Source organism: Streptomyces sp. 7R007 (assembly GCF_054850255.1).
Map to the genome: position 1 here is coordinate 184,262 of NZ_JBTWMV010000005.1, position 26,293 is coordinate 210,554.

Consider the following 26,293-nt stretch of genomic DNA (forward strand, 5'->3'; position numbering starts at 1 on the left):
CGCGGCGTTCGCCGGGGCCGTCCAGCCCCGGAACGGGAATCCCCGGGGCCCGCGCGGCAGCTCGTATGACAGGCTTGGCCCAGGCCCGCATCGACGACGGGCGGGACGTGAGGTGTGCGGGCGTGCGTGGCGGGCGTTGGCGGCGGGTCGCCAGTCAGGTGGGGCGGAGCGTCGCGGTGTGGGCGGTGTCCACGGTCACCATGCTGGTGCTCGCCGGGATCCTGCCCGACTTCCGCCTCCAGTCACCCGACGGCGAGAGCGCCACCCACATCGCCGTGACCGCCGCGTTCGGCGCCGGCGCCTTCGGTGTGCTGTCGGCCCTGGTGTGGCCGCTGCTGGTCCGGCTGCTGCTGCTCGTGCCCGCGCTGGTGCTGGGTCTGCTCGTCTTCGTCCTCAACGGCTCCCTGCTGCTGGTCGCCCTGCGCCTGAACCCGGCCAGCAGCGCCGAGGCCGCCCCCGAGACGGCGGTGGTCGTCGCCGCCGTCATGTCCGCCGTCGCCTCCGCCACCGGCGCCGCCCTGGCCGTCCGCGACGACGACGCCTACCGGCGCCGCCTGTACCGCCTCGCCGACCGCCGCAGACGCCGTCGGCCCTCGTGCCCGACCACGCCCGGCACCGTCTTCCTGCAACTCGACGGCGTCGGCCACGACGTCCTGCTGGCCGCCGTCGGCAAGGGCGTCATGCCCACGGTCGCCGGCTGGCTGGGCACCACCCACCGGCTCACCGCCTGGCGCACGGACTGGTCCAGCCAGACCGGCGCCAGCCAGCTCGGCATCCTGCACGGCAGCAACTTCGACGTCCCCGCCTTCCGCTGGTACGAGAAGGACAGCCGCGAGGTGATGGTCTGCAACCGCCCCACCAGCGCCGCCGAGCTCCAGCGCCGGGCCGTCGAGCGCACCGGCGACGGCGGCCTGCTCACCGCCGACGGCGCCAGCCGCGGCAACCTCTTCAGCGGCGGTGCCGACGAGCAGGCCCTCGTGCTGTCCATCGCCACCCGCAGGCGCGGCCGCGAGAACCGCTCCCGGGCCGGGTACTTCGCGTACTTCTCCGACCCGGCCAACGCCGTGCGCACCGCCATGTCCTTCGTCGCCGAGGTGGGCCGCGAGATCGGCCAGTCCACCCGGGCGCGGCTGCGCAAACAGCGCCCGCGGGTCTCCCGCGGCGGCCTCTACCCCCTGGTGCGCGCCTTCGCCACCGTCGTCGAACGGGACGTCGTCGTCGCCGCGGTCATGGGCGACATGCTCGCCGGGCGCACCGCGATCTACGCCGACCTGGTGGCGTACGACGAGGTCGCGCACCACTCCGGGCCGGCGAGCCGGGACGCCGAGAAGGTCCTCGAACGCCTCGACCGCGCCCTGGCGCTGATCGCGAACGTCGCCGAGCACGCGCCGCGGCCGTACCGGATCGTCGTGCTGTCCGACCACGGCCAGAGCCCGGGGGAGACCTTCCGCTCCCGCTACGGACTCGGCCTCGCCGACCTGGTGCGGGCCGGCTGCGGGCTGCCCGTGCCGCGCCGGGCCCGGCGCACCCGCAGTGGCGCCGAGGCGCGCGCGGCCGTGCGGGCGGCGCTGCGCCGGCCCGTCGAGGAGGGCCACGAACAGCACCGGCCCTCGCGCGCCTCCGAGCCGGTCGTGCTGGCCTCCGGCAACCTCGGCCTGGTCTCCTTCCCGGACGTGCCGCACCGGATGAGCAAGGAGGAGATCGACGCCCGCCACCCGGCCCTGCTGACGACGCTGGCCAACCATCCGGGCATCGGCTTCCTGCTGGTGCGCAGCGAGGAGCACGGCGGGGTGGTGCTGGGCGCGTACGGCGCCGAGATCCCGCTGGACCGGCTCGACGAGACACCGGGGCCGCTGGAGGTGTTCGGGCCCGGCGCCGCGGACGCCGTGCGGCGCACGCACTCCTTCCCGCACACCGCCGACATCATGGTCAACTCCTTCCACGACCCGGCCGACGGCGAGGTGCTCTCCTTCGAGGAGCAGATCGGCTCGCACGGCGGCCTCGGCGGCGCCCAGGGCAGGCCGTTCCTGCTGTCGCCGCTGTCGCTGTCCGCACCGGACGAGGACGGCCGCGACCCCGCCGGCGCCGAGCAGCTGCACCACGTACTACGCCGCTGGCTACGCGAGGCGGACGGCCCCCGGCTACCCCTGCCCGCGCCGGAAGAGCGCGCGGCATAGGGCCGGTTGCGAACGTCCCGTCGTCCGCCCGAAGGGCGTGCCGGACATCCCGTTCCGCCCCACGCGGGGGCGGCGCCGGTGGTACGGCGGCGACGGGGCACCACGGAAAAAACCGGCTGCGCCGGCCGGGTCGCGCGCTCACACTGTTCGTATCCGGGCCCGCGCACCTGCGCGCCCCGCTCCGACATTCCCACTGCTGCGAGGAGTTGCCGCGTTGCAGGCAGCCGTCACCGTCACTCCCGCCCGCATCCCGGAACTCCTGCTCGGCCTCGCCACCGTGCGGCCGGTCTTCGTCTGGGGCGCCCCCGGCATCGGAAAGTCCTCCCTGGTGCGGGAGTTCGCCGAGTCGCTGGGCCTGGAGTGCGTGAGCCTGCTCGGCACCCAGCTCGCGCCCGAGGACCTGATCGGCGTGCCGCAGATCCGTGACGGCCGGTCGGTGTTCTGCCCGCCCGAGACCATCGCCCGCGACGAGCCGTACTGCCTGTTCCTGGACGAGCTGAACGCGGCCACGCCCGACGTCCAGAAGGCGTTCTACTCCCTCATCCTCGACCGCCGCATCGGCAGTTACGAGCTTCCCGAGGGCTCGATCGTCATCGGCGCCGGCAACCGCGCCACCGACAACGCGCTCGCCCGCCCCCTCGCCTCCGCCCTCGTCAACCGCCTCACCCACGTCCACCTGGAGGCGTCCGCCAGGGACTGGCTGACCTGGGCCGCGAACAACGGCATCCACCCCTGGGTCCTGGACCACCTCACCGACCGCCCCGACCACCTGTGGTCCAAGCCGCCCAAGACCGAGGAGCCCTTCTCCACGCCCCGCTCCTGGCACATGCTCTCCGACGCGCTGCACTCCTTCGGCCAGGGCCTGGACGAGGAGACCCTCCAGGTCCTCGCCCACGGCACGCTGACGCCCGCGCACGCCACCGCCTTCTGCGGCTACGTGAAGATCGTGCGCAGCCGGTTCGGCATCGAGGCGATCCTCAAGGGCGAGGCCCGCTGGCCGAACCGCCTCCAGGACCGCGACCTGCTCTACTACCTCGCCGAGTCCTTCCGCGGCCGGCTGATCAAGGAACTCCCGGCCGGCAAGGAGCACATGTCGGCGAGCGGCCGGCAGACCGCGTACCGCGCCAAGTCGCTGCTCGTGCAACTCGCGGAGATCTCCGTCGAGGTGGCGCAGACCGTCATCGCCTCCGACGCCGACGGCAACCCCGTCCTGCCCTCCTGGTTCCTCGTCGAGGCCGCCCGGGACATGCCGCGGCTGGTGGAGGCGCGCCGGTGAGCCCCCGGGCCAGGGACCGGCAGAGGAAACGGGACCCCGCGGCCGAGGCGTTCGCCGCGGGCCTCGCACTGATGAAGGCCAACCCGGCGCTGAACGCGGTCGAGTTCGACGTCTGCCGCCACGAGGAGTGCCGGTACGCGCCCCGCGACGGGCTCGTGGCCGTCGACTCCGACGGCGACCTGCACGTCCACCCGCACCGGCTCGCCGAGCCCGCCGCCTGGGCCTGGGCGCTCGCCCACGCCGTCCTGCACCTCGGCTTCGGGCACGTCCCGGCGGCCAAGGGCGAACGCGTCCAGCCCGACCGCTTCGACCTCGCCGCGCGCTGCGTCGTCGTCAACCGCTTCCTGCTGAACTTCACCATCGGCGCCACCCCCGAGGACCTGCCCACCGCCTACCCCGACGGCGACGAGGAGCAACTCGCCGCGCGCTGGCGGCGGGACGGTCTGCCGGCCGCGTACGAGCGCTGCGGCACCGCGGGCGACGAACCCGACCAGCTGCTCGTGCGCTGGACGCGCTGGACGAACCCCCCGGACCACCAGATCGCGTTCGCCGCCGCGCTGACCCGGACGGTGTCCGCGGCGATGGACATGGCCGGCGGCCGCCGCGACTCCCTCACCGGCGAGGTGGCCGTACAGCGCCCCTGGCAGCGGGCGCTCGGCTGGTTCGTCTCCTCCTACCCCCTGCTCGGCGGCATCGCGGCCGGCATCACGCTGGTCGCCGACGCCGAACTCGCCCGCGCGCACGGCATCTCCGTGGCCGCGGTGAACGCCGAGGCGGGCGAGATCTACGTCAACCCGCTGCGCACCTTCGACGACGAGGAGTGGCGGTTCATCCTCGCCCACGAGATGCTGCACGCCGCCCTGCGCCACGGTGACCGCTGCGGCGCCCGCGACCCCTACCTGTTCAACGTCGCCTGCGACTACGTCGTCAACGGCTGGCTGTGCGAGATGCGCGTCGGCACCATGCCCGAGGGCCTGCTGTACGACCCCGCCCTGGCCGGCCTGTCCGCGGAGGAGGTCTACGACCGCCTCGCCGGCGACCTGCGCCGGATGCGCCGGCTGGCCACCCTGCGCGGCAAGGGCCTCGGCGACGTCCTGGGCGCCCCGCTCGGCCCGCCCGGCGACCACGTCGACCTGGACGCGTTCTACCGCCGGGGCCTGTGCCAGGGACTGGACCTGCACCAGCGGCAGGAGCGCGGGTTCCTGCCCGGTGGCCTGGTCGAGGAGATCCGCGCCCTCAGCCACCCGCCGCTGCCCTGGGACGCCCGACTGGCCCGCTGGTTCGACGAGTTCGTGCCGAGCCCGCAGCCCGTACGCTCGTACGCCCGCCCCTCCCGCCGCCAGGCGGCCACCCCCGACATCCCGCGCGCGGGCCGGTACTTCCCGCCCGAGGAGATCGCCCGCTGCACCTTCGGCGTCGTCCTGGACACCTCCGGCTCCATGGACCGCACCCTGCTCGGCAAGGCGCTGGGCGCGATCGCCTCCTACGCCGAGGCCCGCGACGTACCGGCCGCCCGGGTCGTCTTCTGCGACGCCGCCCCGCACGACGCGGGCTACCTCCCGGTCACCGAGATCGCCGGCCGCGTCCGCGTCCACGGCCGCGGCGGCACGGTCCTGCAACCCGGGATCGACCTGCTCCACCGCGCCGACGACTTCCCGCCGACCGCGCCGGTGCTGGTCATCACGGACGGCTGGTGCGACACCCTGCGCGTCCGCCGCGAGCACGCCTACCTGATCCCCGAGGGCGCACGCCTGCCGTTCACCGCGCGGGGGCCGGTCTTCCGGGTGCGGTGAGCCGGAATGTGATCGGATGGGATCCCAAGCAACAGCACGCTTCGAGAGGATGCACCGTGGCAACCACGCGTTCCGCACACACCGTCTGGGAAGGCAACCTGCTTGAGGGCAACGGTGTCGTCAATTTCGACTCCTCCGGTGCCATCGAGGCGCAGCCGGTCACCTGGGCCTCGCGGTCCCAGGACGCGAACGGCAAGACCAGCCCCGAGGAGCTGATCGCCGCCGCGCACTCCAGCTGCTTCTCCATGGCGCTCTCGCACGCCCTCGCCGGCGCCGGCACCCCGCCCACCAAGCTCGTCACCTCGGCCGACGTGAGCTTCCAGCCGGGTGAGGGCATCACCGGCATCCACCTCACCGTCGAGGGCACGGTCCCCGGCATCGACGACGACGCCTTCGTGGCCGCCGCCGAGGACGCGAAGAAGAACTGCCCGGTCAGCCAGGCCCTGGCCGGTACGACGATCACCCTGTCCGCCAAGCTGTCCTGAACCCCCGCGTCACCGGTGCCGCGCCTCGCGCAGAGGCGCGGCACCGCCTTTTTCGGGGGTACCCGGGACCTACGCGGCATTGACAACAGCCCACTCAAGTTTTGTGCTGGACTTCGAGCGGTGCCCTGGCGGAAGGGGACGGAGATGGCACGTGCGGTCGGGATCGATCTCGGGACCACGAACTCGGTGGTGGCCGTCCTGGAGGGCGGCGAACCCACGGTCGTCGCCAACGCGGAGGGGGCCAGGACCACACCGTCGGTCGTGGCCTTCGCCAAGAACGGGGAGGTACTGGTCGGCGAGGTCGCCAAGCGGCAGGCCGTGACGAACGTCGAGCGCACCGCCCGTTCCGTGAAGCGGCACATGGGCGACGCCGACTGGCGCTTCCCTGAACAGGGGTCGGTCGACGGCACCCGCTACCGGGCGCAGGAACTGTCCGCGCGGGTGCTGCAGAAGCTGAAGCGGGACGCCGAGTCCTACCTCGGCGAGGACGTCACGGACGCGGTGATCACCGTACCGGCGTACTTCGACGACTCCCAGCGGCAGGCGACCAAGGAGGCCGGCGAGATCGCGGGCCTGAAGGTGCTGCGGATCATCAACGAGCCGACCGCCGCCGCCCTGGCCTACGGGCTGGACCGGGGCGAGGAGCAGACCGTGCTGGTCTTCGACCTCGGCGGCGGCACCTTCGACGTGTCGCTGCTGGAGATCGGCGACGGCGTCATCGAGGTCAAGGCCACCAACGGCGACACGCGTCTCGGCGGCGACGACTGGGACCAGCGGATCGTGGAGCACCTGGTCAAGAAGTTCCAGGGGCAGTACGGCATCGACCTGGGCAAGGACAAGATGGCGCTGCAACGGCTGCGGGAGGGCGCCGAGAAGGCCAAGATCGAGCTGTCCAGCTCGACCGAGACGACCATCAACCTGCCCTACATCACCGCCTCCGCCGAGGGCCCGCTGCACCTCGACGAGAGGATGACCCGGGCGCAGTTCCAGGAGCTGACCGCCGATCTGCTCGACCGCTGCAAGACCCCCTTCCACCAGGCGGTCAAGGACGCCGGGATCAAGCTCTCCGCGGTCGACCACGTCATCCTGGTCGGCGGTTCGACCCGGATGCCGGCCGTCACCGACCTGGTGAAGGAACTCACCGGCAAGGACCCGCACAAGGGCGTCAACCCGGACGAGGTCGTGGCCGTCGGCGCCGCGCTGCAGGCGGGCGTCATCCGCGGCGACGTCAAGGACGTGCTGCTGCTCGACGTCACCCCGCTGTCCCTCGGCATCGAGACCAAGGGCGGCATCATGACGAAGCTCATCGAGCGCAACACCACGATCCCGACCCGGCGTTCGGAGATCTTCACGACGGCCACCGACAACCAGCCCTCGGTGGGCATCCAGGTCTACCAGGGCGAGCGGGAGATCGCCGCGTACAACAAGAAGCTCGGCGTCTTCGACCTCACCGGACTGCCGCCGGCCCCGCGCGGGGTGCCGCAGATCGAGGTGGCCTTCGACATCGACGCCAACGGCATCATGCACGTCTCGGCGAAGGACCTCGCGACCGGCCGTGAGCAGAAGATGACGGTGACCGGGGGGTCCGCGCTGCCCAAGGACGACATCGACCGCATGATGCGGGAGGCGGAGCAGTACGCGGAGGAGGACCGCAAGCGCCGCGAGGCCGCCGAGACGCGCAACCAGGCCGAGCAACTCGTCTACCAGACCGAGAACTTCATCCGCGACAACGGCGACCGCGTGCCGCCGGAGACCAGGACGGAGGTGGAGGCCGCGGTGGCCGACCTCAAGCGCCTGCTGGAGGAGAACGCCGACACCCCGGCCCTGCGCACCGGCGTGGAGAAACTCGCCACCGTCAGCCAGAAGATGGGCCAGGCCATGTACGCCCAGGCCCAGCAGCAGCCCCCCACGGAGTCCGCCGGGGAGCACACCGCGCCGCAGGACGACGAGGGCGTGGTGGACGCGGAGATCGTGGACGAGGACAAGGACCACAAGGGCGGCGCCGCCTGACCGGACCCGGCGGGCTCCGGGAGCTCACCGGCGCCGGCCCGCCCCCGGGGTCGGCAGCGCCGCGCACACCGCGTCCAGGACGGAGGCGTACGGTGTGCCGAAGTCGGTGAGGCCGGCGCGGAGGTGCTCCAGGCCCTCGCGGTGCTCCGTCAGCAGGTCCGTGCTGCCGGTGCGGGCCGCGAACTCCAGGACCGCCGGCAGGAAGTCCGGCACCTCCTCGCCGGTGAACTCCAGACCGGCCGCGCGGTAGGCCTCCCCGAAGCGCGCCGGCGGCATGCCGTGCCGCCGGGTGCCGCCGTGTGGCCACCGGCTCAGGTACAGGCTGCGGCGGTCGCCGGCGTCGAAGACCCGGACGTAGTGCGCCGCCAGCTCCCGGGGCGGCGTGAGGGCCGCGTGGTCCGCGAACTCCCGCAGCTGCGGGGCCGCTTCCCGCAGCAGCGGCAGCCGCGCCCGGAAGTCGTCGTCGGGGTAGGTCAGGCAGAGCGCGGCCGCCTGGTACAGCACGGCGTCCGAGGGCATCGGGCCTCCTTCGCATCGGCGCCGGCGGATCGGCCGAGGCCGGCCGCCGGCGCGGCACGGGGGACACGGCGACCGCCGGCAGCCGGTACACCGCCTCGGTCTCCCCCGGCCGCGTGCTCACCCCGTGTCCCGACGCTAGGGGCGAGCACGGCGGCGCACCCGTTCACGGCGCCCGAACGGGTGCGGGCGGCGCGGTCAGGGCTTGCGGGCGACCCCGCCGTAGACCGGGACGACACCCTCCGCCTGGGCCTCGACGTCCTCCGGCTCCGGCCGCCAGCCGTACACCGGGATCACGCCCGGGCCCAGCAGCTCCAGACCGTCGAAGAACCGGTAGAACTCGGGCAGCGTGCGCGGGTGGAACGGGGTGCCGCTCTGCTGGAACAGCTTGGCGGCGGTGGCCACCCCCTCGGGGCTGAGGTCCTGGGTGACCTGGGACAGGATCAGCCAGCTGCCCGGCACGAGCCGGTCGACGTACCGCCTGACCAGGCCGTACACGTCGTCCTCCTGCTCACCCAGGTAGTGGGTGAGCGCCACCAGGGACAGCGCTACCGGGCGGTCGAAGTCCAGGGACTCGCCGGCCAGGCGCAGGAGCGTCTCCGGCTCGCGCACGTCGCCGTGGATGTAGTCGGTGCTGCCCTCGGCGGAGCTCTGCAGCAGCGCCTCCGCGTGCCGGAGCACGATCGGGTCGTTGTCCGCGTACACCACCCTGGCGTCCGCGGCGGCCTGCTGCGCCACCTGGTGCAGGTTGGGCTCGGTCGGGATGCCGGTGCCGATGTCCAGGAACTGGCGCACGCCCGCCTGGGCCGCGGCCCGCACCGCCCGGTGCATGAACCGGCGGTTGGCGCGCGCCCCGCGCACCGCCGTGCCGTCCGCCGCCAGGATCCTGCGGGCCAGTTCCTCGTCCACCGGGTAGTTGTCCTTGCCGCCCAGCCACCAGTCGTAGACCCGGGCCGGATGCGGCCGGCTGGTGTCTATGTGGACGGGTTCGGCCGGTGCCGCGTCGGATCCGGTCATGCCGTGTCGTCTCCCTCGATGCTCGAACGGATGCGTCGACAGGTGCTCAGAAGTCCTCGCGGTACTCGCGCAGGATCTTCTTGGTGCGCTGCGCCGAGGCGGCACGCGCCGTCATGTGGTCGAGGACCTCCAGATGCGCGGAGACCTCGCTGCGGGAGTCCAGGTAGAGGGCCCCGGTCAGGTACTCGGTGAAGACCATGTCGGGCAGCTCGGGCTCGCCGAAGCGGAACAGCGTGAAGGGCGCGTACGTCCCCGGGTGCGGGCCGTCCGCGAACTCGGCGACCTGGATGGTGACCCGTTCGTGCTCGGCGAACTCCAGCAGCTTGTCCAGCTGTTCGCGCATCACCTCGCCGCGGATGCTGACCGGGCGCCGGAGGACCGTCTCGTCCATGATCACCCACAGATGGGGCGGATCCGCCTGCTCCAGGAGCTTCTGCCGGGCCATCCGCAGGGACACGTGCCGCTCGATGGCGTCCGGCCCGGCCTGCCCGATCGTGCCCGCCTCCATGACGGCACGGGCGTACTCCTCGGTCTGCAGCAGCCCGGGCACGAAGTGCGGCTCGTAGGAGCGGATCATGCGGGCGGCGCCCTCCAGGCTGACGTACAGGCTGAACCAGTCGGGCAGCACGTCGTGGAACCGCTGCCACCAGCCCGGCTGGTTCGCCTCCTCGGCCAGGGCGACGAACGCCGACGCCTCGTCCTCGGGCACGCCGTACGTCTCCAGCAGCACCTGCACGTAGGGGATCTTCAGGGCGACCTCGGCCATCTCCATCCGCCGCACGGTCGCCGGGGCCACCCGCAGGACGCGTGCGGCCTCCTCGCGTTTGAGGCCGGCCGCCTCCCTCAGCTCCTGCAGGCGCTTGCCCAGCACCACCTGACCCACGGTGGGTGCGGGCCGCCGCTCACTCACGCCACGCCTCCCCTACGTGTCGAAGTACGCGCGAGCAGTGTGCCACGTTCCGCCGTGACAATCACCGGATGCACGTCAAGGCAGCAGCGACCGCAGGTACTTGACGGTCGCGGGATCGGCGGGGAGGAACGTCTCGATGGCCAGTTCGGCGACCGTGACGTCCATGGGGGTGTTGAAGGTGGAGATGGAGGAGACGAAGGACAGCAGGTGGCCCCCGTGCTCGATCCGCAGGGGCAGGGCGAAGTAGGGGACGTCCTCGTCCGGTTCGTGCTCCTGCTCCTGCTCCCGCTCCGGTTCCGGTACCGGCTCCGGGACGGGGTAGGCGGCCACCTCCTCGTACAGCGCCCGCAGCCGTGCCGAGCGGTCCAGGGCGATCTGGCGTTCCATCTGGGCGAGCAGATGCCCGCGCCACTCGCGCAGGTTGCGGATGCGGGGCGCGAGGCCCTGCGGGTGCAGCGTCAACCGCATGGCGTTGAGCGGGGGTTGCAGGAGCGACTCCGGCACGCCGTCGAGGAGCATGGTGATGCCCCGGTTGGCGGCGACGACGTCGTACGTCGCGTCGACCACCAGCGCCGGATAGGGCTCGTAGCCCTGGATGAGGCGCTCCATGCCCGCCCTGAGGGCGTCCAGGGCGGGGGAGTCCAGCGGGGTCTCCGGGTAGTGCGGGGCGTAACCGGCCGCCAGGAGAAGGGAGTTGCGCTCACGTACCGGCACCTCCAGGTGCTCGGCGAGCTTCAGCACCATCTCCTCGCTCGGCCGGGAGCGGCCCGTCTCGATGAAGCTGATGTGCCGCGCCGAGGAGTCGGCACGCAGCGCCAGCTCCAGCTGGCTGACCCGCCGCCGCTCCCGCCAGGCCCGCAGCAGGGGGCCGACGCCCTTGTCGGCGGCGGCTGAGGGGGTGGCCGAGGGGGCGGTCTTTCCGGTCGCGACACTGGTCATGCGTACGACCGTAATAGAGGAGGGGCCGCCTTGACCGGGGCGCGGACCGCTTCCGGGGTACGGGGGTCGCCTGCTGGACGGGGCGCTCGAAGACGCCCTCGGCTTTCCGGTCGAGTCCTTACGACACCCAGATGACGCTGTTCACCGTGGAGAGGGACGAGTGGCTGGGCGAGGGCCGGGTCGCCGAGCAGGCCCTCGCCATCACCCTGTGCGGCAACCTCCTCGGCACCTGCACGACGACGTCGGCCTGGCGCACGAGGGACTGACGGCTGTCGGACGGGCGGGGGCATCGGGGGGCGCCCCGCGTGGTACGCGCCGGCCGCCCCGACGCGGGTCCCCGCGCGGTGCCGGGCCGGCGGGACCGGCATGGGTCCCCGTGCGGTGCCAGGTCGGCCGCATGGGCGCGGGTTCTCATTCGGTGCCGGGGTGCCGGGATCGGTGTAGGTCCCTGAGCGTGCCGGGGCGGCCGGATCGGTGTAGGTCCCGTGTCGTGCTGGGGCGGCCGGGCCGGCGTAGGTTCCCGTGTCGTGCCGGGGTGGCGGGATCGGTGTCGGTTCCCGTGTCGTGCCGGGGTGGCGGGATCGGTGTCGGTTCCCGTGTCGTGCCGGGGTGGCGGGATCGGTGTAGGTCCTCGTGTCGTGCTGGGGCGGCCGGGTCGGCGTAGGTTCCCGTGTCGTGCCGGGGTGGCGGGATCGGTGTAGGTCCTCGTGTCGTGCTGGGGCGGCCGGATCGGTGTAGGTCCCGTGTCGTGCTCGGTCTGCCGGGATTGCGTGTCATCACCGTCCGATGCCCGGTCGGCCGGATCTGGTCAAGTCCCCGCGCACCCCCCGGTTCGCCCCGGCCGCAGGTGTCCCCGGTCCCCTCCCGGGAACGCTCCGACCAGGCATCCGGTGGCGTCGCTGTGGCAGGCTGAAGTGGAACCCGATCCCCCTGGAAGGAGCGCGGTCATGCCCGTCGAACCGTTGTCGCAGAAGGAGATCGAGGACCGGCTGGCCGAACTGCCGGGCTGGTCGGTCGACGGTGACCGGCTCACCCGCTCCTACCGGCTCGCCTCCCACTTCGCGGCCACCGCGATGGTCCTCCACATCGCCCAGGTCCAGGAGGAGCTCGACCACCACTCCGACCTCACCCTCGGCTACAACACCGTCTCCCTGTCGGTGAACACGCACAGCGCCGGTGGCGCCGTCACCGAGAAGGACTTCGAGCTGGCGCGGACGGTGCACGCGCTCGCCCCCGCGCACGGAGCGCAGTGACGCCAGGTGCTCGACTACGACAAGGAAGCCGACGTCTACGACGCCTCGCGCGGCGGCGAGCCCAGAGCCCAGGCCGCCGCCGACGCCGTCCTCGGCCTGCTGCCCCCCGCCCCCGGCCGCCTGCTGGACGTCGCCTGCGGCACCGGCATCGTCACCCGCCGGCTGGCCGCCGCGCTGCCCGCCACCCGGGTGACCGGCGCCGACCTGACGCCCGGCATGGCCCGCATGGCCGCCGCCCGCCTGCCCGGCGCGGTCGTGCTGGCCGACAGCCGCGCCCTGCCGTTCCCGGACGCCGCCTTCGACGCGGTCACCAGCGTGTGGCTGCTGCACCTGCTGCAACCGCAGGACGTCCGCGCCGTCGTCGCCGAGTGCGCCCGCGTCCTCAGACCCGGCGGCGTCTACGTCACCACCGTCGACAAGGCCGCCGCCCACAACGTCGGCAGCGACATCGACGCGGTGCTCGCCTCCCGGCCGCGCAGCCAGGCCCACGACGCCGCCGACCAGGTCACGCGGTGCGCCGCGGCGCAGGGCCTGCTCCCGGCCGGGCAGGCCCGTTTCCAGGGCCGCGGGCAGGGCCGCAGCCCCCGCCGCACCATCGCCGACCTGCGCCGCGGCTGGTTCGTGACGCTGCCGCCCGGCGACCCGCTCACCGAGCGGTTCGCCGCGCGCCTGGAGAGCCTGCCCGACCAGGACCGGCCCCGCCCGGACCCCGTCTTCAGCCTGCGCTCGTTCCGGAAGGGCGGCTGAAGTCCATCGTCCAGTTGGTCACCCAGCTCTCCCCGCCGTCCACGGAGAACGCCTGCTCCCAGTGCGCGGAGGCGGCGGACACGTCCGCCCACACGAACCGCACCCGGACGTCCTTGCCGTCGTACGTGTCGTCGCCGTGGAACTCGCCGCGGTCGCCGTCGAAACGGCCGACGACCGGTGGGAAGAGCGTCCCGGTGCGGCTGGAGGCCCAGTTGAGCGACCACTCCCCGCGCTCCGGGTCGAACAGCCGCAGGGTCAGGCCCTTCGAGCCGAGATACGGCATGTCGATCTCGTCGACGTTCGCCGCGCCGTCGAACAGCGGCCGGCAGCGGCTGGTCGCGGGGAAGTCCACCCAGTCGCCGGCCGGGTCGAGGAAGTCGGTGCGGCGGCGGTTGGCGACCTCCCAGTCGCCGTGCAGGAAGTCGAAGTCGTGCGGGCTGCTCATGAGCGCTCTCCAGTGGTTCCTTCGGGCAGGGAGTCGGCCAGGTAGCCGGCCAGGTCCGGGACGTCGGGCACGAGCATGTGCCGTACCCAGGCGTCCCGCTCGTGCCCGACCGGCGGCAGCTCGAACACGCAGCCGATCCACGGCAGTTCGGGCCGGATGAAGTGGGTGGGGTCGCGGTCCGGGCAGCCGAGCACGGGCTGGCCGGCCGCCGCGTTGCCGTAGTGCAGGACGTTGTCCCACACCCAGCTGTAGGCGTTGACGTACGCGCCGTCGTCGTTTCCCCGGTGAACGACGACGAAGGCCGCCGGCGGTGTGCTGCCGTCCGGCTCCGGCAGCAGCTCCGGCAGGATCGCGTACGCCGCCTTCTCGACGTCGGGCGCGAGGCCCGCCGGGTCGGCGGTGACGTGGTAGCGCTTGACGTGCCGGCCGGCCACCTCGATCGGCGGCGGGACGGTGAGCAGCTTCTCCTCGAAGCGTGGTCGTGCGGTAGAGGCCATGCGGTGACGCTAGGGCCGCTTCCCTGACATCCTGTGTCAGTGAAGGCCGGCCGACTCGTCTCCCTCCTGCTGCTGCTCCAGACCCGGGGCCGGATGACCGCCGCCCAGCTCGCCGCCGAGCTGGAGGTCTCGGTGCGCACGGTCTACCGGGACGTCGAGGCGCTGAGCGCGGCGGGCGTCCCGCTGTACGGCGACGCGGGTCACGCCGGCGGCTACCGGCTGCTCGACGGCTACCGCACCCGCCTGACCGGCCTCACCGCGGCGGAGGCCGAGGCCCTCTTCCTGGCGGGCGTCCCCGGCCCCGCCGCCGAGCTCGGCCTCGGCTCCGTGCTGGCCGCCGCCCAGCTCAAGGTCCGCGCCGCGCTGCCGACCGGACTGCGCGCCCACGCCGACCGGATCAGCGGCCGCTTCCACCTGGACGCGCCCGGCTGGTACGCGGACCAGGAGGAGACGCCGTACCTGCCGGCGGTGGCCGACGCGGTCTGGCACAGCCGGGTGCTGCACGTGCTGTACCGGCGCTGGGCCGAGCCGACGGACGTGGAGCGCCGGCTGGAGCCGTACGGGCTGGTGCTGAAGGCGGGCCGCTGGTACGTGGTCGCCGGACCCGGCCCGCGCACCTTCCGCGTCGACCAGATCCTCCGGCTCGACGTGTCCGAGGAGGAGTTCACCCGCCCCGACGGCTTCGACCTGGCCGCGTACTGGACGGCGTACCAGCGTGACTTCCACGACCGGCTGCACCGCGGCGAGGCGCTGGTCCGGCTGGCACCGGGGGCGCGGCTGCCCAGGGCGGCGGCCGACGTCCGTACGGACGCGAGCGGTTGGACCCTCGCCCGCGTCCCCATCGAGTCCGTCGAGCACGCGCACGGCGAGTTCCTGCGCCTCGGCGCGGACGTCGAGGTGCTCGAACCGCCGGAACTGCGCGCCCGGTTGGCGCGAACGATCGCCGAACTGGCCGGAAGATACGGCAACGTCAGGCGCGACGGCGGCGACTGAGGGGCGAACCCGCCCGTCTCCTCAGGAGGTTCGACCGTGAAGCACCCGCACCCGCACCCGCACTCCCACCCGCACCCTCGTCCCGGCCGGCACCGCAGACGCCGGACCTTCCTCGCCGCGGTGACCGCGGCAGCCGCCCTCGTGGCCGCCGGCCTCACCGCACTCACCCCCACCGCGGCCGAGGCCGCCACGGCCCGGCAGGTCGAAAAACTCGACCGGGGCCTGGTCAGCGTGCACACCAGCAGCGGCAACCTGATCAGCTGGCGCTGGCTGGGCACCGATCCGAACGACGTCTCCTTCAACGTCTACCGGGCCGGCACCAAGGTCAACTCCACCCCCGTCACCGGCTCCACGAACTACTTCCACGCGGGCGCGCCCGACTCGGCCGACTACACGGTCCGCGCGATCGTGAACGGCGTCGAGCAGGGCGACTCCGAGCACGCGATCCAGTTCCGCGGCGGCTACAAGGACGTGCCGATCAGCCCGCCGGCCGGCGGCACGACCCCCGACGGCGTGTCCTACACGTACGAGGCGAACGACGCCTCGGTCGGCGACCTCGACGGCGACGGCCGACTCGACTTCGTGCTCAAGTGGCAGCCGACCAACGCCAAGGACAACTCCCAGTCCGGCTACACCGGCGACACCGTCATCGACGGCGTCAAGCTCGACGGCACCCGGTTGTGGCGCATCGACCTGGGCCGCAACATCCGCTCCGGCGCGCACTACACGCAGTTCCAGGTGTACGACTACGACGGCGACGGCAAGGCCGAGGTCGCCATGAAGACGGCGGACGGCACGGTCGACGGCACCGGGGCGGTCATCGGCAGCTCCTCGGCCGACTACCGCAACTCCTCCGGCTACGTGCTGTCCGGCCCCGAGTACCTGACCATGTTCAACGGCCGGACCGGGAAGGCGATGCAGAGCGTCGACTACGTCCCGGCGCGCGGCACGGTGTCGTCGTGGGGCGACTCGTACGGAAACCGCGTCGACCGTTTCCTCGCGGGCACCGCCTACCTGGACGGCTCCCGCCCCTCGCTGATCACGGCCCGCGGCTACTACACGCGTACGGTGATCGCCGCCTGGGACTGGCGAGGCGGCTCGTTCACCCGCCGCTGGACCTTCGACACCAACTCCTCCACCAACTCCGGCAAGGGGTACGACGGTCAGGGCAACCACCAGCTGTCCGTGGCCGACGTCGACGGGGACGGCAAGGACGAGATCGTGTACGGCTCGATGGCCGTGGACGACAACGGCAGCGGCCTGTGGACGACGAAGAACGGCCACGGCGACGCGATGCACGTCGGCGACCTCGACCCCTCCCGTCCCGGTCTGGAGGAGTTCAAGGTGGACGAGGACGGCACCAAGCCCTCGTCGTGGATGGCGGACGCCCGGACGGGGCAGATCATCTGGTCCACCGACCCCAACGGCGACAACGGGCGTGGCGTGTCCGGGGACATCTGGGCGGGCAGCGCGGGCGCCGAGTCCTGGTCCTCGCACGCCGACGGCGTACGCAACCCCAAGGGCACGGTCGTCGCCGGCCGCAAGCCCTCCAGCACCAACTTCCTGTCCTGGTGGGACGGCGACCCGGTGCGCGAACTCCTCGACGACACCCACATCGACAAGTACGGCACCACCGCCGACACCCGCCTGCTGACCGCCTCCGGCGTCCACTCCGACAACGGCACCAAGGCGACCCCGTCCCTGTCCGGTGACATCCTCGGCGACTGGCGCGAGGAGGCCGTCTGGCCGACCAGCGACAACACGGCCCTGCGCATCTACTCGACCCCCTACGAGACGACGACGAAGATCACCACCCTCCTCCACGACACCCAGTACCGCACGGCCCTCGCCTGGCAGAACACCGCCTACAACCAGCCCCCACACCCCAGCTTCTACATCGGCGACGCAATGCCGACGGCCCCACGCCCGACGGTGTACACGCCGTGACACGACGGTGGGTGCGCGCCTCAACAGGCGTGCACCCACCGCTTGTTCAGGCGACCGTGCAGCTGTGGTCGCCGAGCGCGAACGACGCCGGTTTCGTGTTCGACCCCGACCAGCTGCCCGTGAAGCCGAAGGACGCGGATGAGCCGGGTGCGACCGTGCCGTTCCAGGTCACGTTCTGTGCCGTGACCGTCGCGCCCGACTGGGTGTAGTCGGCGTTCCAGAGTTGGGTGATCTTCTGGCCGTCGGCGAAGGTCCAGGCCAGTGACCAGCCGTTCCAGGACGTGGAACCGGTGTTGGTCAGCCGTACGTCGGCCTGGAAGCCGCCCGTCCACTGGTTGGTGATCTTGTACGTCACCGTGCAGGCACCCGTGGCCGGTGGCGTCGGGTCGGTACCGCCGCCGTCACCGCCGCCGGTGTCGGAGGTGTCGCCGTAGACGACGCCCCGGCCGTTGGTGGAGATGTACACCCGGCCGTACACGCGCGGGTCGCCGGTGATCGCGGCGCCGGTCCAGCCCCACTGGTGGGCGTCGTCGTTGATGCGCGTCCAGGTGGCGCCCTTGTCCGTCGAGCGGAAGATGCCGCGTACGCCGCCGATCTTCGCGCTGGTGTAGAGGGTCTGGTACGAGGCGCCCGGCGCCGCCTTGCCGAAGCCGATCGTGTCGGCCTGCTCGACGCCGGAGAGCTTGGTGAAGGTCGCGCCCGCGTCGGTCGAGTGCCACAGGCCGTACGCGCCGTCGCCGGCGCCACCCGCCAGCCAGACGTCCCCCTTCGTGCCGGGCAGCGCCTGGAAGCGGACGCTGTCACCGGCCGGCAGCCCCGTCGCCGAGGACGCCGTGAACGTCGCCCCGCCGTCCGAACTGACGTAGAACTTCCCCGACTTGAAGCCGTAGAAGGTCTTGGGGTCCACGCGGTCGGCCTCGACGATCGCGCCCGAGGGAATGCCCGCCGACGCCTGCCACGACGAGCCGAAGCCGGTCGTGTACTGCACCCCCGTGCCCGCCGGGCTCCACACGAACCGGCTGCCGTCCGCGGCCGCCGCGACCGTGCCGCCGCCGCTCACGCCCGAAGGGTCCGTCCCGGCGAACCAGTTGGCGCCGTTGTCGGTCGAGAACGCGATGTGCGGACCGGAGTCGAGGTTGCCGACGCGCACGACCGTGTTGGGGTTGGTCTCGGCGAAGTCCAGGCTCGTGGTCGAGGTGAAGGTGGGGGAGGTGTACATCATCGACGGCACCTTGGTCAGGTCCGTGTGCCGGAAGCCGCCGATGTCACCCAGCGCGCTGAACAGCACGGCGCTGCCCGACCCAGGCGCGGCGAGGTCGTTGACCGCCGTCTCCTCCAGCCCCTGCACCATCGGCTTCACGGTGAACTGGCCCCCGCTGTCCCACTGCGTGAGGTTCTCCGTGCCGTAGAGCGTCGCCCCCGTCCCGTACATCATCCGGTCGGAGTTGAACGGGTCGATCTCCAGCGACTCGGTCATCCACCCCAGTTTCGGCGTCTGTTCGGGCGGCGAGGGGTTCGCGCCGAAGGTCAGCCACGGCGACGACGACACGTCGATCGTGTAGCGGTTGGAGCGGTTGGGGTACGACGTGTAGTCCCATGCCTTCGTCCAGGTCGCCCCGCTGTCCGTGGAGCGGAAGATCTGCGTGTCCGGCCACCAGGAGCTGTACGCCGTCGCCATCACCGTGCCCGGGTGCTGACGGTCGACGGTCAGCCCGCTGAAGCCGTAGTACGTGTCGGCCTCCGCGACCGGGCTGATGTCGGTCCAGGTGCCGGTCGCCGTCGCGTACCGCCACAGCCGGCCCTTCCCGCCGTCGTACGGCCCGCCCTTGTCGCTGTAGGCGAGGTAGAGGTAGCCGTTCCTGGCGTCCAGCACGCCCTTGTGGGCGAGATATCCGGTCGGTTGCCCGGCGAGACGCGTCCAGGTGGCGCCCGCGTCCGTGGAGCGGTACACCGCGTTGTCGGTGTCGGCGACCCCGACGTAGATCGTCTTCGTGGCGCTGCCGGCCGTGCCCGTCGACTCGTCGAAGGTGACCCAGACGATGCCCTGGTTGTCGCTGGCATAGCCGCTGGTGTCGGTCGGATCCTGCACGTAGTCACCCACGTTGGGGAAGTTCGTCACCTGCGACCAGGTCACGCCCGAGTCCGTCGACCGCCACAGCCCCTTGCCGCTGGGCGCGCCCAGGTACAGCACGCTGTCCTTGTTCGGGTCGATCGCCAGCCGCTCGCCCATGCCCCGGCCCGGCATGTTGCCACCGAGCTTGAACGGGAGGTCGGTCTTCTGCCAGCTGGCGCCCCGGTCGGAGGACCTGAGCACGGCCCCGTTGGTCGGGTCCCAGCTGTTGGTGTACGTGCCCACGGCCGCGTACACCTTGTTGGGGTCCACCGCGTCCGAGGCCAGGCTGACCACGCCGGTGTGCCCCCACTCGTCCCAGCCGACCGAGTCCAGCAGCGGTGTCCAGGTCTTCGTCGACTCCTGCCAGCGGTAGGCGCCGCCGATGTCGGTGCGGGCGTAGGCGAGGTTCTTCTCGCTGCGGTTGAAGACGATGCCGGGGACGAAGCCGCCGCCGTCGATCCGGGCGTTCTTCCAGGTGTACGTGTCCGCCGCGACCGCCGCGGGGGCGGTGCGGCCGGCGGCCAGTGCGGGCGGGGTGCCGGCCAGGAGGCCGGCGGCGAGGGCGAGGACGGCCGTGAGGATGCGGGTTCTTCGCACGGGGGGTCCTTTCCGGGAGGGGGACGGGTAGACGAACGGAGGGTTGGTAAGCGCTTTCTAGCGGGGGCGAGAGGTGCCGGGCGACCCCCAGTGCGGGTGGGGGTCGCCCGGCTGGTCGGCCCCGGCGTCAGGTGCCGGAGCCTGTACGCGGAGCGTCAGCGGGGGCTATTCGAGCAGCTCCGCGTACGAGCCCATGGCCAGGGCGATGTCCGCCTGGGCCCAGAACCGGTGATAGGTGAAGACGGGCGCCGCTCCACCCGCCAGATAGCTCTCGATCTTCGACCAGGCCGGGTCGTTCTTGTAGAAGGACCGCAGCGAGGTGAACGTCGAAGAGGAGTTGATCGCGTCGCCGTTCGGCATCTTGCCGCTGAACCCGCTCGGCACGTACACGCTGTCGTCGAAGCGGTTGTAGTCGGTGCGGGTCTCCGGGACGGCGATGCCCAGGCTGTCCTGGTAGTTGTTCCACATGCCGTCCAGCAGCGCCTTCGCCGTCGTCTTCGCCTCCGTGTCACCGGACTTGGCGCCGTAGTACGTCAGCGTCTTGGCGAACGCGGCCGCCACACCCACGTCGTTGGTGTAGTCGGCGACGGTGACGTGCAGGTTGCTGTTGGAACCGGGGTTCGACGCGTTCCAGGTGTCGGGCTGGCCCGACCACTGCAGCGTCGAGGGGATCAGATAGGTGCCGTCCGGGTTGATCGTGGTCTTGGACAGCGCCCAGTCGACCCACTTGTCGAGGATCGCCTTCGCGGTGGCGTTCCCCGTCTGCTGGTAGTACTCGGCGACCCGCTCCATCGACCACGCCTGAAAGCCGAACCACTGGTTGGACGGCGGGTCGTGGTAGACGGGCTGCTGGTCGTAGTACATGCCGTAGAACGTCGACGTCCCGGACGGCGGAGTGGCGTACCGGCCCGCCCAGCTGTTCGTCGCGCCGCCGGCGATGGCGCCCTCGTTGGACTGCAGCCAGCGGTAGAACTCCAGCTGCCGGGTGAGCGAGGTGCTCCAGTCGGAGGCGCCCGTGGCCGACTTGGGCTTGAGGTCGGCGTACGAGCTCAGCGCGTAGGCGGCCAGCGGGTTCTGGTAGCCGCCGTGCACATGGCTGGAGCCGATGCGCCAGGCCCAGCCCGCCGAGGTGTCGGTGGCGCCGCCCCACGCGTAGTACCAGGACAGCAGGTAGTGCGAGGCGTCCTTGCCGGTGCCGGCCGCGCAGGTCGACGGTCCGACGCAGTTGCCGATCTTCTTGAAGTACTTGTCGTACATGGCGTACCGCAGGTAGTCGCCCATCTTCGCGGCCTTGCCCACGGTCGCGGAGACGTCCGCGCCCTTGCCCTGCTGCTTGGCCCACACGTCCGCCCAGTACGCGGCCTGCACCGCACGCGCGTCGGCGTCCGGGGCGTCCGTGTACTTCCACTGCTTGGCATACGACGAGTCGCCGGTGAACAGGTCCAGATAGCCGTTCGTGCCGCCGTACTTGAAGGCGTCACAGGTCGGCTGCGGCACCGTCTCCCACACCGACTCCTGCGCGCCGCGCTGGAAGGTGTTGATGTACGACGGCCCCTTCGCGCTCGGCCCGCCCTCGCAGGTGCCGCCCGGGGTGTCGCCGTAGCCGTAGACGTTGTCGACGTCCTGCAGCCAGTGCATGCCGTAGACGTCGTCCGTGCCGTAGGCGCTCTTCAGCTCGCCCGCGATCGGGTCGGAGCCGACCGGGACCGACGTGTCGAGCTTCGCCGGGTACTCGTTCGGCGTGTCCAGCTCGGGCGCGTAGGTCGCGGGCTTCGAGGCGTTGTAGAAGGAGTTGGTGGGCTGGTCGGCGTGGGTGGGGATCATGTACTTCTCCATGAGCGACCACGCGCCGTTGAACTTCGACCAGTCACCGGTGACCTTGCCGTACATCGCCTGCAGCCACAGCAGGTAGCTGTAGGCCTCCGACGTGGTCTCGTGGCCCTGGTCCGGGGCCTCCACGATCAGCGTCTCCACCGAGTGGTAGGGGATGCCATCGGGCGAGAAGTAGCCGTTCGCCGGGTTGGTGATCTTCCCGTAGAGGTCGAGGAACCGGGCGTCGTACGCCTTCGACGCGGCGAGCTCGGTCACCGTGACCGCGGCCTTGGTGTACCCCGTCGCCGTCGACTCGAAGGACGCCGAGCCGGTGCCGGAGGAGTCCGCGGTGATGGTCACGTTCTGCGCGGTGTTCCAGTTGGAGGGCGTGAACGTGAGCGTCCCGCCGCCGGTCACCGACAGGCCGGAGTTGCCGCTCGCGCGGGTCGTGGTCACGGTCACGTTGGCGCTCGGCTGCGTGGACAGCTTCACCGCGTACGTGCCCGTCTTCCCCTGCTGGACGCCCAGTTGGGTCGGCGAGGCCACCACGGCGGGACCCGAGGCGACCGTGATGCCGACCGGCGTGGACTCCGCGGAGGCGCCGAGGCTGTCGTAGGCCTTCGCCACCAGGGAATGACTGCCCACGGTCAAGCCGGAGGCCGAGAAGGTGTACGGCGAGCTGGTGTCGGTGCCCAGCAGGGTCGTGTCGTCGTAGAACTCGACCTTGCTGATGGTGGCGTTGTCGGCCGCCGCCGCGGTCGCCGCGAGCGGGACCGCGTCGCCCTGCGTGTAGACCGCGCCGGCCGTGGGGCTGGTCAGCACGGTGACCGGCGGCTGGTGGGCGCCGGCGCAGGTGGTGCCGTTGATCGCGAAACTGGTCGGAGCGGTGTTGGTGCCGCTGTAGGTGAACTGGGCGCCGGTGGAGACGGCGGCGCCGGCGGCGATCGTGCCGTTGTAGCCGGCGTTCTTGACCGTGATCGCCGTGCCGGACTGGGACCAGGTGCCGTTCCAGCCGTTGGTCAGCTTCTGGTTGCCGGAGTAGGCGTAGGTCAGCGTCCAGCCGTTGATGGCGTCCGTGCCGCGGTTGGTGATCGTCAGATCCGCGGTGAAGCCGGAGCCCCAGTCGTTGGTCTTGTAGTCGACGCTGCACTGAAGTGCCGCCGCGTGGGCGGGCGTTGTTCCGGTGCCGAGCATGGTGAGCGGGAGCGCGAGGGCCGCCACGACGGCGGTCCACAGCTGCCGTCGCAGGCGTCTCCTTCTGGGGTGCATGTGCTGGTTCCTCCTTGCGGCTCGAAACTGTGGGGAGGGGAGGAGCAACAAGCCTTGAACCAGTGGGAGCGCTCCCATAGTGGGGATGGGGGTGGGGGCGGTCAAGACGCTTGAAGAGTCGAAAAAAGTTCGACCGCCGTGAACTGAGGGAAACTCAGAAAGTCGGCGACCCCCCTGTCCTTCGCTCTGACTTGGCGCTAGCTTCATGGACACCAGTGGGAGCGATTCCATCAGTCGACGCGTCCGTCACGACGCGCCCGATCTGCAAGGAGTCGCTCATGCGACACCCCCCGCGTTCAGTACTTTTAGCCGCTGCAGCAGCGGCTGCCCTTGTCGGGGGCATGACCATCCCGGAGGTCACGGCACAGGGAGCCACGCCCGCCTGCTCAGTGGAGTACTCCGTCACCAGCCAGTGGGACGGCGGCTTTCAGGGTGCCGTGAAGATCACCAACAACACGGCGACCGTGAGCAGTTGGAGCCTGAGCTTCGACTTCGCCGGCGGCCAGGAGGTCACCCAGGGCTGGAACGCCAAGTGGTCCCAGTCCGGTACGACGGTGACCGCGGTCAACGAGAGCTACAACGGGCAGCTCGCGACCGGCGCGAGTGTCAGCGCCGGGTTCATCGCGTCGTGGTCGGGGAGCAACGCCGTACCGACGTCGTTCCGGCTCAACGGGACGACGTGCAACGTCGACACGGAGCCGTCACCGACGCCGACCGAGCCGCCGGCCGGTGGCACGGCGCCCGCCCTGCACGTCTCCGGCAACAAGCTCGTGGACGCCGCGGGCGCCACCCGGCGGCTGCTCGGCGTGAACCGGTCCGGCGGCGAGTTCATGTGCGTCCAGGGGTACGGCATCTGGGACGGTCCGGTCGACGACGCGGCGATCCAGGCGATCGCCGACTGGAAGGCCAACACGGTCCGCATCCCCCTCAACGAGGAGTGCTGGCTGGGACTTTCCCACATCAAGTCCGAGTACGGCGGCGCCAACTACGTCAACGCCGTCAAGGACCTGGTGGCCCGCGTCGAGGCGCACGGCATGACGCCGATCGTCGAACTGCACTGGACCCACGGCCAGTACACCGGCAACTCGGCGGGCTGCTCCGACGTGTACGCCACCTGCCAGAAGCCGATGCCGGACATGCAGTACACGCCGTCGTTCTGGACGTCGGTGGCGGACACCTTCAAAGGCGATCAGGCCGTGGTCTTCGACCTGTTCAACGAGCCGTATCCGGACCGCGCGACCTCCACGACCGCCCAGGCGTGGCAGTGCTGGCGCGACGGCGGCACCTGCCCCGGCATCGGCTACGAGGTCGCGGGCATGCAGGACCTGGTCGACGCCGTGCGCGGCACGGGCGCGAAGAACGTCGTCATGGCCGGCGGACTCGCGTACGCGAACGACCTGAGCCAGTGGCTGACGTACAAGCCCGTCGATCCGACGGGCAATCTCGTCGCCGCGTACCACGTGTACAACTTCAACTCCTGTTCCACCGAGAGCTGCTGGAACTCCACGCTCGCCCCGGTCGCGGCCCAGGTGCCGCTGGTCGCCGGGGAGATCGGCGAGAACACCTGCGCGCACTCGTTCGTCGACCAGGTCATGAAGTGGTTCGACGACCGGGGCCTGTCCTACCTCGGCTGGACCTGGAACACCTGGGACTGCTCCTCCGGTCCGTCCCTGATCTCCGACTACGACGGGACCCCCACGTCGTACGGCACCGGGCTGCGCGACCACCTGCGCGCCCTCAACCCGTAACGTCCGCTTCGGAAGAAGGAAACCCGCACTCATGAGCCGTACCAGAACAGCGATACTCGCCGCCCTGGCGCTCGTCGCCGGGGCCACCGGGACGGCGGCGACCGTCGTCCCGGCGGAGGCGGCCGCGGCCGCCGTCCCCTGCACCGTCGACTACAAGGTGCAGAACCAGTGGGACACCGGCTTCACCGCCGCCGTCACGGTCACCAACAACAGCTCCGCAAAGAGCAGTTGGGCGGTGAAGTGGTCGTACGCCGGCAACCAGAAGGTCACCAGCTTCTGGAACTCCAAGATCAGTCAGAGCGGGGCCGACGTCACCGCGAGCAACGAGACCTACAACGGCACGCTGGCCACCGGCTCCTCGGTCAGCTTCGGCTTCAACGCCTCCTACAGCGGCACCAACGCGGTGCCGGCCACGTTCACCCTCGACGGCGTGACCTGCAACGTCGACAGCGGGGGCGGTACCGGCGGGGGCGGCGGCACCACCGACCCGAGCGGCCGGGTCGACAACCCGTACACCGGCGCCAAGGTGTACGTGAACCCCGAGTGGTCGGCGAAGGCCGCCGCGGAGCCGGGTGGCAGCCGGGTCTCCAACCAGCCCACCGGTGTGTGGCTCGACCGGATCGCCGCGATCAACGGCGTCAACGGCGGCATGGGACTGCGCGACCACCTGGACGCGGCCCTCGCCCAGAAGGGCAGCGGCGAGGAAGTCGTCCAGCTGGTCATCTACGACCTGCCCGGACGCGACTGCGCGGCCCTCGCCTCCAACGGCGAACTCGGCCCGACGGAGATCGACAAGTACAAGACGCAGTTCATCGACCCGATCGCGGCGATCCTCGCCGACTCCAAGTACGCCTCGCTGCGGATCGTGACGACGATCGAGATCGACTCGCTGCCCAACCTGGTCACCAACACCGGCAGCCGGGCCACCGCCACCGCCAACTGCGACACCATGCTCGCCAACGGCAACTACGTGAAGGGCGTCGGCTACGCGCTCGCCAAGCTCGGCGCGATCCCCAACGTCTACAACTACCTCGACGCCGGCCACCACGGCTGGCTCGGCTGGGACGACAACTTCGCACCGGCCGCCAACGTGTTCAAGCAGGCGGCCACCAGTGAGGGCGCGACCGTCGACGACGTGCAGGGCTTCATCACCAACACGGCCAACTACAGCGCCCTGAAGGAGAACAACTTCACCATCAACGACACGGTCAACGGCACCTCCGTACGCCAGTCGAAGTGGGTCGACTGGAACCGCTACGTCGACGAGCTGTCCTTCGCGCAGGCCTTCCGCAACGAGCTGGTCTCCGTCGGCTTCAACTCCGGCATCGGCATGCTGATCGACACCTCCAGGAACGGCTGGGGCGGCACCGCCCGGCCCGCCGGTCCCGGCCCGACGACCAGCGTGGACGCCTACGTCGACGGCGGCCGCTACGACCGCCGCATCCACATCGGCAACTGGTGCAACCAGGCCGGCGCCGGCCTCGGCGAGCGTCCGCAGGCCAACCCGGCGACCGGGATCGACGCCTACGTGTGGATGAAGCCGCCGGGGGAGTCCGACGGCTCCAGCACCGCCATCCCGAACGACGAGGGCAAGGGATTCGACCGGATGTGCGACCCGACGTACACGGGCAACGCCCGTAACGGCAACAACATGTCGGGCGCCCTGCCGGACGCTCCGCTGTCGGGGCACTGGTTCTCGGCGCAGTTCCAGCAGCTGATGCAGAACGCGTACCCGCCGCTGCCGTAGTG

At 71.4% G+C, this 26,293-nt stretch carries 20 protein-coding genes; 12 read left to right on the forward strand and 8 right to left on the reverse strand.

Annotated elements, in window-relative coordinates; all coding sequences use genetic code 11:
• Positions 1-65: 65 nt before the first annotated feature.
• The 5 genes from ACYF6T_RS09190 to dnaK all read left to right on the forward strand — a co-directional run bounded on the left by ACYF6T_RS09190 (position 66) and on the right by dnaK (position 7,741).
• A complete protein-coding gene (locus ACYF6T_RS09190; protein WP_461695003.1) occupies positions 66-2,177 on the forward strand; it encodes a phage holin family protein in 2,112 nt (703 codons plus the stop codon).
• A 214-nt stretch (positions 2,178-2,391) separates the two neighbouring features.
• A complete protein-coding gene (locus ACYF6T_RS09195) occupies positions 2,392-3,453 on the forward strand; it encodes an ATP-binding protein (protein WP_461695005.1) in 1,062 nt (353 codons plus the stop codon).
• A complete protein-coding gene (locus tag ACYF6T_RS09200; protein WP_461695006.1) occupies positions 3,450-5,246 on the forward strand; it encodes a vWA domain-containing protein in 1,797 nt (598 codons plus the stop codon). The genes ACYF6T_RS09195 and ACYF6T_RS09200 overlap by 4 nt, the downstream gene beginning before the upstream one ends.
• A gap of 56 nt (positions 5,247-5,302) precedes the next feature.
• A complete protein-coding gene (locus ACYF6T_RS09205; RefSeq protein WP_461695007.1) occupies positions 5,303-5,731 on the forward strand; it encodes an OsmC family protein in 429 nt (142 codons plus the stop codon).
• A 144-nt stretch (positions 5,732-5,875) separates the two neighbouring features.
• Positions 5,876-7,741: a molecular chaperone DnaK gene (gene dnaK, locus ACYF6T_RS09210; protein WP_461695008.1), complete on the forward strand. Its 1,866-nt coding sequence runs from the start codon at positions 5,876-5,878 to the stop codon at positions 7,739-7,741.
• 24 nt (positions 7,742-7,765) lie between these two features.
• On the opposite strand, the gene narJ is transcribed toward dnaK, so the two are convergent.
• The 4 genes from narJ to ACYF6T_RS09230 all read right to left on the reverse strand — a co-directional run bounded on the left by narJ (position 7,766) and on the right by ACYF6T_RS09230 (position 11,123).
• The gene (narJ, locus tag ACYF6T_RS09215) at positions 7,766-8,260 is read right to left on the reverse strand and encodes a nitrate reductase molybdenum cofactor assembly chaperone (protein ID WP_461695009.1); all 495 of its coding nucleotides are present in this window, start codon (positions 8,258-8,260) and stop codon (positions 7,766-7,768) included.
• A 195-nt stretch (positions 8,261-8,455) separates the two neighbouring features.
• Positions 8,456-9,274, reverse strand: coding sequence for an SAM-dependent methyltransferase (locus tag ACYF6T_RS09220; protein WP_461695011.1), 819 nt, complete (start codon positions 9,272-9,274; stop codon positions 8,456-8,458).
• 46 nt (positions 9,275-9,320) lie between these two features.
• The gene (locus ACYF6T_RS09225; protein WP_461695013.1) at positions 9,321-10,184 is read right to left on the reverse strand and encodes a helix-turn-helix domain-containing protein; all 864 of its coding nucleotides are present in this window, start codon (positions 10,182-10,184) and stop codon (positions 9,321-9,323) included.
• A gap of 75 nt (positions 10,185-10,259) precedes the next feature.
• Positions 10,260-11,123, reverse strand: coding sequence for a helix-turn-helix domain-containing protein (locus tag ACYF6T_RS09230; RefSeq protein ID WP_461695015.1), 864 nt, complete (start codon positions 11,121-11,123; stop codon positions 10,260-10,262).
• Between the two features lie 131 nt (positions 11,124-11,254).
• Between ACYF6T_RS09230 and ACYF6T_RS09235 the strand changes: the two genes are divergently transcribed.
• The 3 genes from ACYF6T_RS09235 (at position 11,255) to ACYF6T_RS09245 (ending at position 13,123) form a co-directional block, all read left to right on the forward strand.
• Positions 11,255-11,389: a hypothetical protein gene (locus tag ACYF6T_RS09235; RefSeq protein ID WP_461695016.1), complete on the forward strand. Its 135-nt coding sequence runs from the start codon at positions 11,255-11,257 to the stop codon at positions 11,387-11,389.
• A 681-nt stretch (positions 11,390-12,070) separates the two neighbouring features.
• Positions 12,071-12,376 carry a 4a-hydroxytetrahydrobiopterin dehydratase gene (locus ACYF6T_RS09240; RefSeq protein WP_461695018.1) on the forward strand — a complete coding sequence of 102 codons (306 nt, stop codon included), beginning with the start codon at positions 12,071-12,073 and terminating at the stop codon, positions 12,374-12,376.
• 6 nt (positions 12,377-12,382) lie between these two features.
• Entirely contained in the window at positions 12,383-13,123 is a 741-nt protein-coding gene (locus tag ACYF6T_RS09245; protein ID WP_461695020.1) for a class I SAM-dependent methyltransferase, read from the forward strand.
• On the opposite strand, the gene ACYF6T_RS09250 is transcribed toward ACYF6T_RS09245, so the two are convergent.
• Positions 13,092-13,568, reverse strand: coding sequence for a hypothetical protein (locus ACYF6T_RS09250; RefSeq protein ID WP_461695022.1), 477 nt, complete (start codon positions 13,566-13,568; stop codon positions 13,092-13,094). The genes ACYF6T_RS09245 and ACYF6T_RS09250 overlap by 32 nt on opposite strands.
• On the reverse strand, positions 13,565-14,065 hold the full coding sequence (locus ACYF6T_RS09255; RefSeq protein ID WP_461695023.1) for a hypothetical protein: 501 nt from the start codon (positions 14,063-14,065) through the stop codon (positions 13,565-13,567). The genes ACYF6T_RS09250 and ACYF6T_RS09255 overlap by 4 nt, the downstream gene beginning before the upstream one ends.
• 39 nt (positions 14,066-14,104) lie before the next feature.
• On the opposite strand from ACYF6T_RS09255, the gene ACYF6T_RS09260 reads away from it, so the two are divergent.
• Together ACYF6T_RS09260 and ACYF6T_RS09265 are read left to right on the forward strand one after the other, a co-directional pair.
• A complete protein-coding gene (locus tag ACYF6T_RS09260) occupies positions 14,105-15,058 on the forward strand; it encodes a helix-turn-helix transcriptional regulator (RefSeq protein ID WP_461695025.1) in 954 nt (317 codons plus the stop codon).
• 36 nt (positions 15,059-15,094) lie between these two features.
• Positions 15,095-17,005, forward strand: coding sequence for a rhamnogalacturonan lyase (locus ACYF6T_RS09265; RefSeq protein ID WP_461695026.1), 1,911 nt, complete (start codon positions 15,095-15,097; stop codon positions 17,003-17,005).
• Positions 17,006-17,051: 46 nt separating this feature from the next.
• On the opposite strand, the gene ACYF6T_RS09270 is transcribed toward ACYF6T_RS09265, so the two are convergent.
• Entirely contained in the window at positions 17,052-19,715 is a 2,664-nt protein-coding gene (locus tag ACYF6T_RS09270) for a cellulose binding domain-containing protein (protein WP_461695027.1), read from the reverse strand.
• A 165-nt stretch (positions 19,716-19,880) separates the two neighbouring features.
• Positions 19,881-22,796, reverse strand: a complete 2,916-nt coding sequence (locus tag ACYF6T_RS09275; protein WP_461695029.1) for a glycoside hydrolase family 48 protein — start codon at positions 22,794-22,796, stop codon at positions 19,881-19,883.
• Positions 22,797-23,074: 278 nt separating this feature from the next.
• Between ACYF6T_RS09275 and ACYF6T_RS09280 the strand changes: the two genes are divergently transcribed.
• Together ACYF6T_RS09280 and ACYF6T_RS09285 are read left to right on the forward strand one after the other, a co-directional pair.
• On the forward strand, positions 23,075-24,544 hold the full coding sequence (locus ACYF6T_RS09280) for a cellulase family glycosylhydrolase (protein ID WP_461695031.1): 1,470 nt from the start codon (positions 23,075-23,077) through the stop codon (positions 24,542-24,544).
• Positions 24,545-24,575: 31 nt separating this feature from the next.
• On the forward strand, positions 24,576-26,291 hold the full coding sequence (locus ACYF6T_RS09285; RefSeq protein WP_461695032.1) for a glycoside hydrolase family 6 protein: 1,716 nt from the start codon (positions 24,576-24,578) through the stop codon (positions 26,289-26,291).
• Positions 26,292-26,293 lie beyond the last annotated feature (2 nt).

Excerpts from the sequence above, each read along its gene's own strand:
- ACYF6T_RS09275 (WP_461695029.1), bottom strand. The coding sequence starts at position 22,796 with ATGCACCCCAGAAGGAGACGCCTGCGACGGCAGCTGTGGACCGCCGTC.
- dnaK (WP_461695008.1), top strand. The coding sequence starts at position 5,876 with ATGGCACGTGCGGTCGGGATCGATCTCGGGACCACGAACTCGGTGGTG.
- ACYF6T_RS09285 (WP_461695032.1), top strand. The coding sequence starts at position 24,576 with ATGAGCCGTACCAGAACAGCGATACTCGCCGCCCTGGCGCTCGTCGCC.
- ACYF6T_RS09255 (WP_461695023.1), bottom strand. The coding sequence starts at position 14,065 with ATGGCCTCTACCGCACGACCACGCTTCGAGGAGAAGCTGCTCACCGTC.
- ACYF6T_RS09230 (WP_461695015.1), bottom strand. The coding sequence starts at position 11,123 with ATGACCAGTGTCGCGACCGGAAAGACCGCCCCCTCGGCCACCCCCTCA.
- ACYF6T_RS09220 (WP_461695011.1), bottom strand. The coding sequence starts at position 9,274 with ATGACCGGATCCGACGCGGCACCGGCCGAACCCGTCCACATAGACACC.
- ACYF6T_RS09235 (WP_461695016.1), top strand. The coding sequence starts at position 11,255 with ATGACGCTGTTCACCGTGGAGAGGGACGAGTGGCTGGGCGAGGGCCGG.
- ACYF6T_RS09250 (WP_461695022.1), bottom strand. The coding sequence starts at position 13,568 with ATGAGCAGCCCGCACGACTTCGACTTCCTGCACGGCGACTGGGAGGTC.
- narJ (WP_461695009.1), bottom strand. The coding sequence starts at position 8,260 with ATGCCCTCGGACGCCGTGCTGTACCAGGCGGCCGCGCTCTGCCTGACC.
- ACYF6T_RS09190 (WP_461695003.1), top strand. The coding sequence starts at position 66 with ATGACAGGCTTGGCCCAGGCCCGCATCGACGACGGGCGGGACGTGAGG.
- ACYF6T_RS09240 (WP_461695018.1), top strand. The coding sequence starts at position 12,071 with ATGCCCGTCGAACCGTTGTCGCAGAAGGAGATCGAGGACCGGCTGGCC.
- ACYF6T_RS09280 (WP_461695031.1), top strand. The coding sequence starts at position 23,075 with ATGCGACACCCCCCGCGTTCAGTACTTTTAGCCGCTGCAGCAGCGGCT.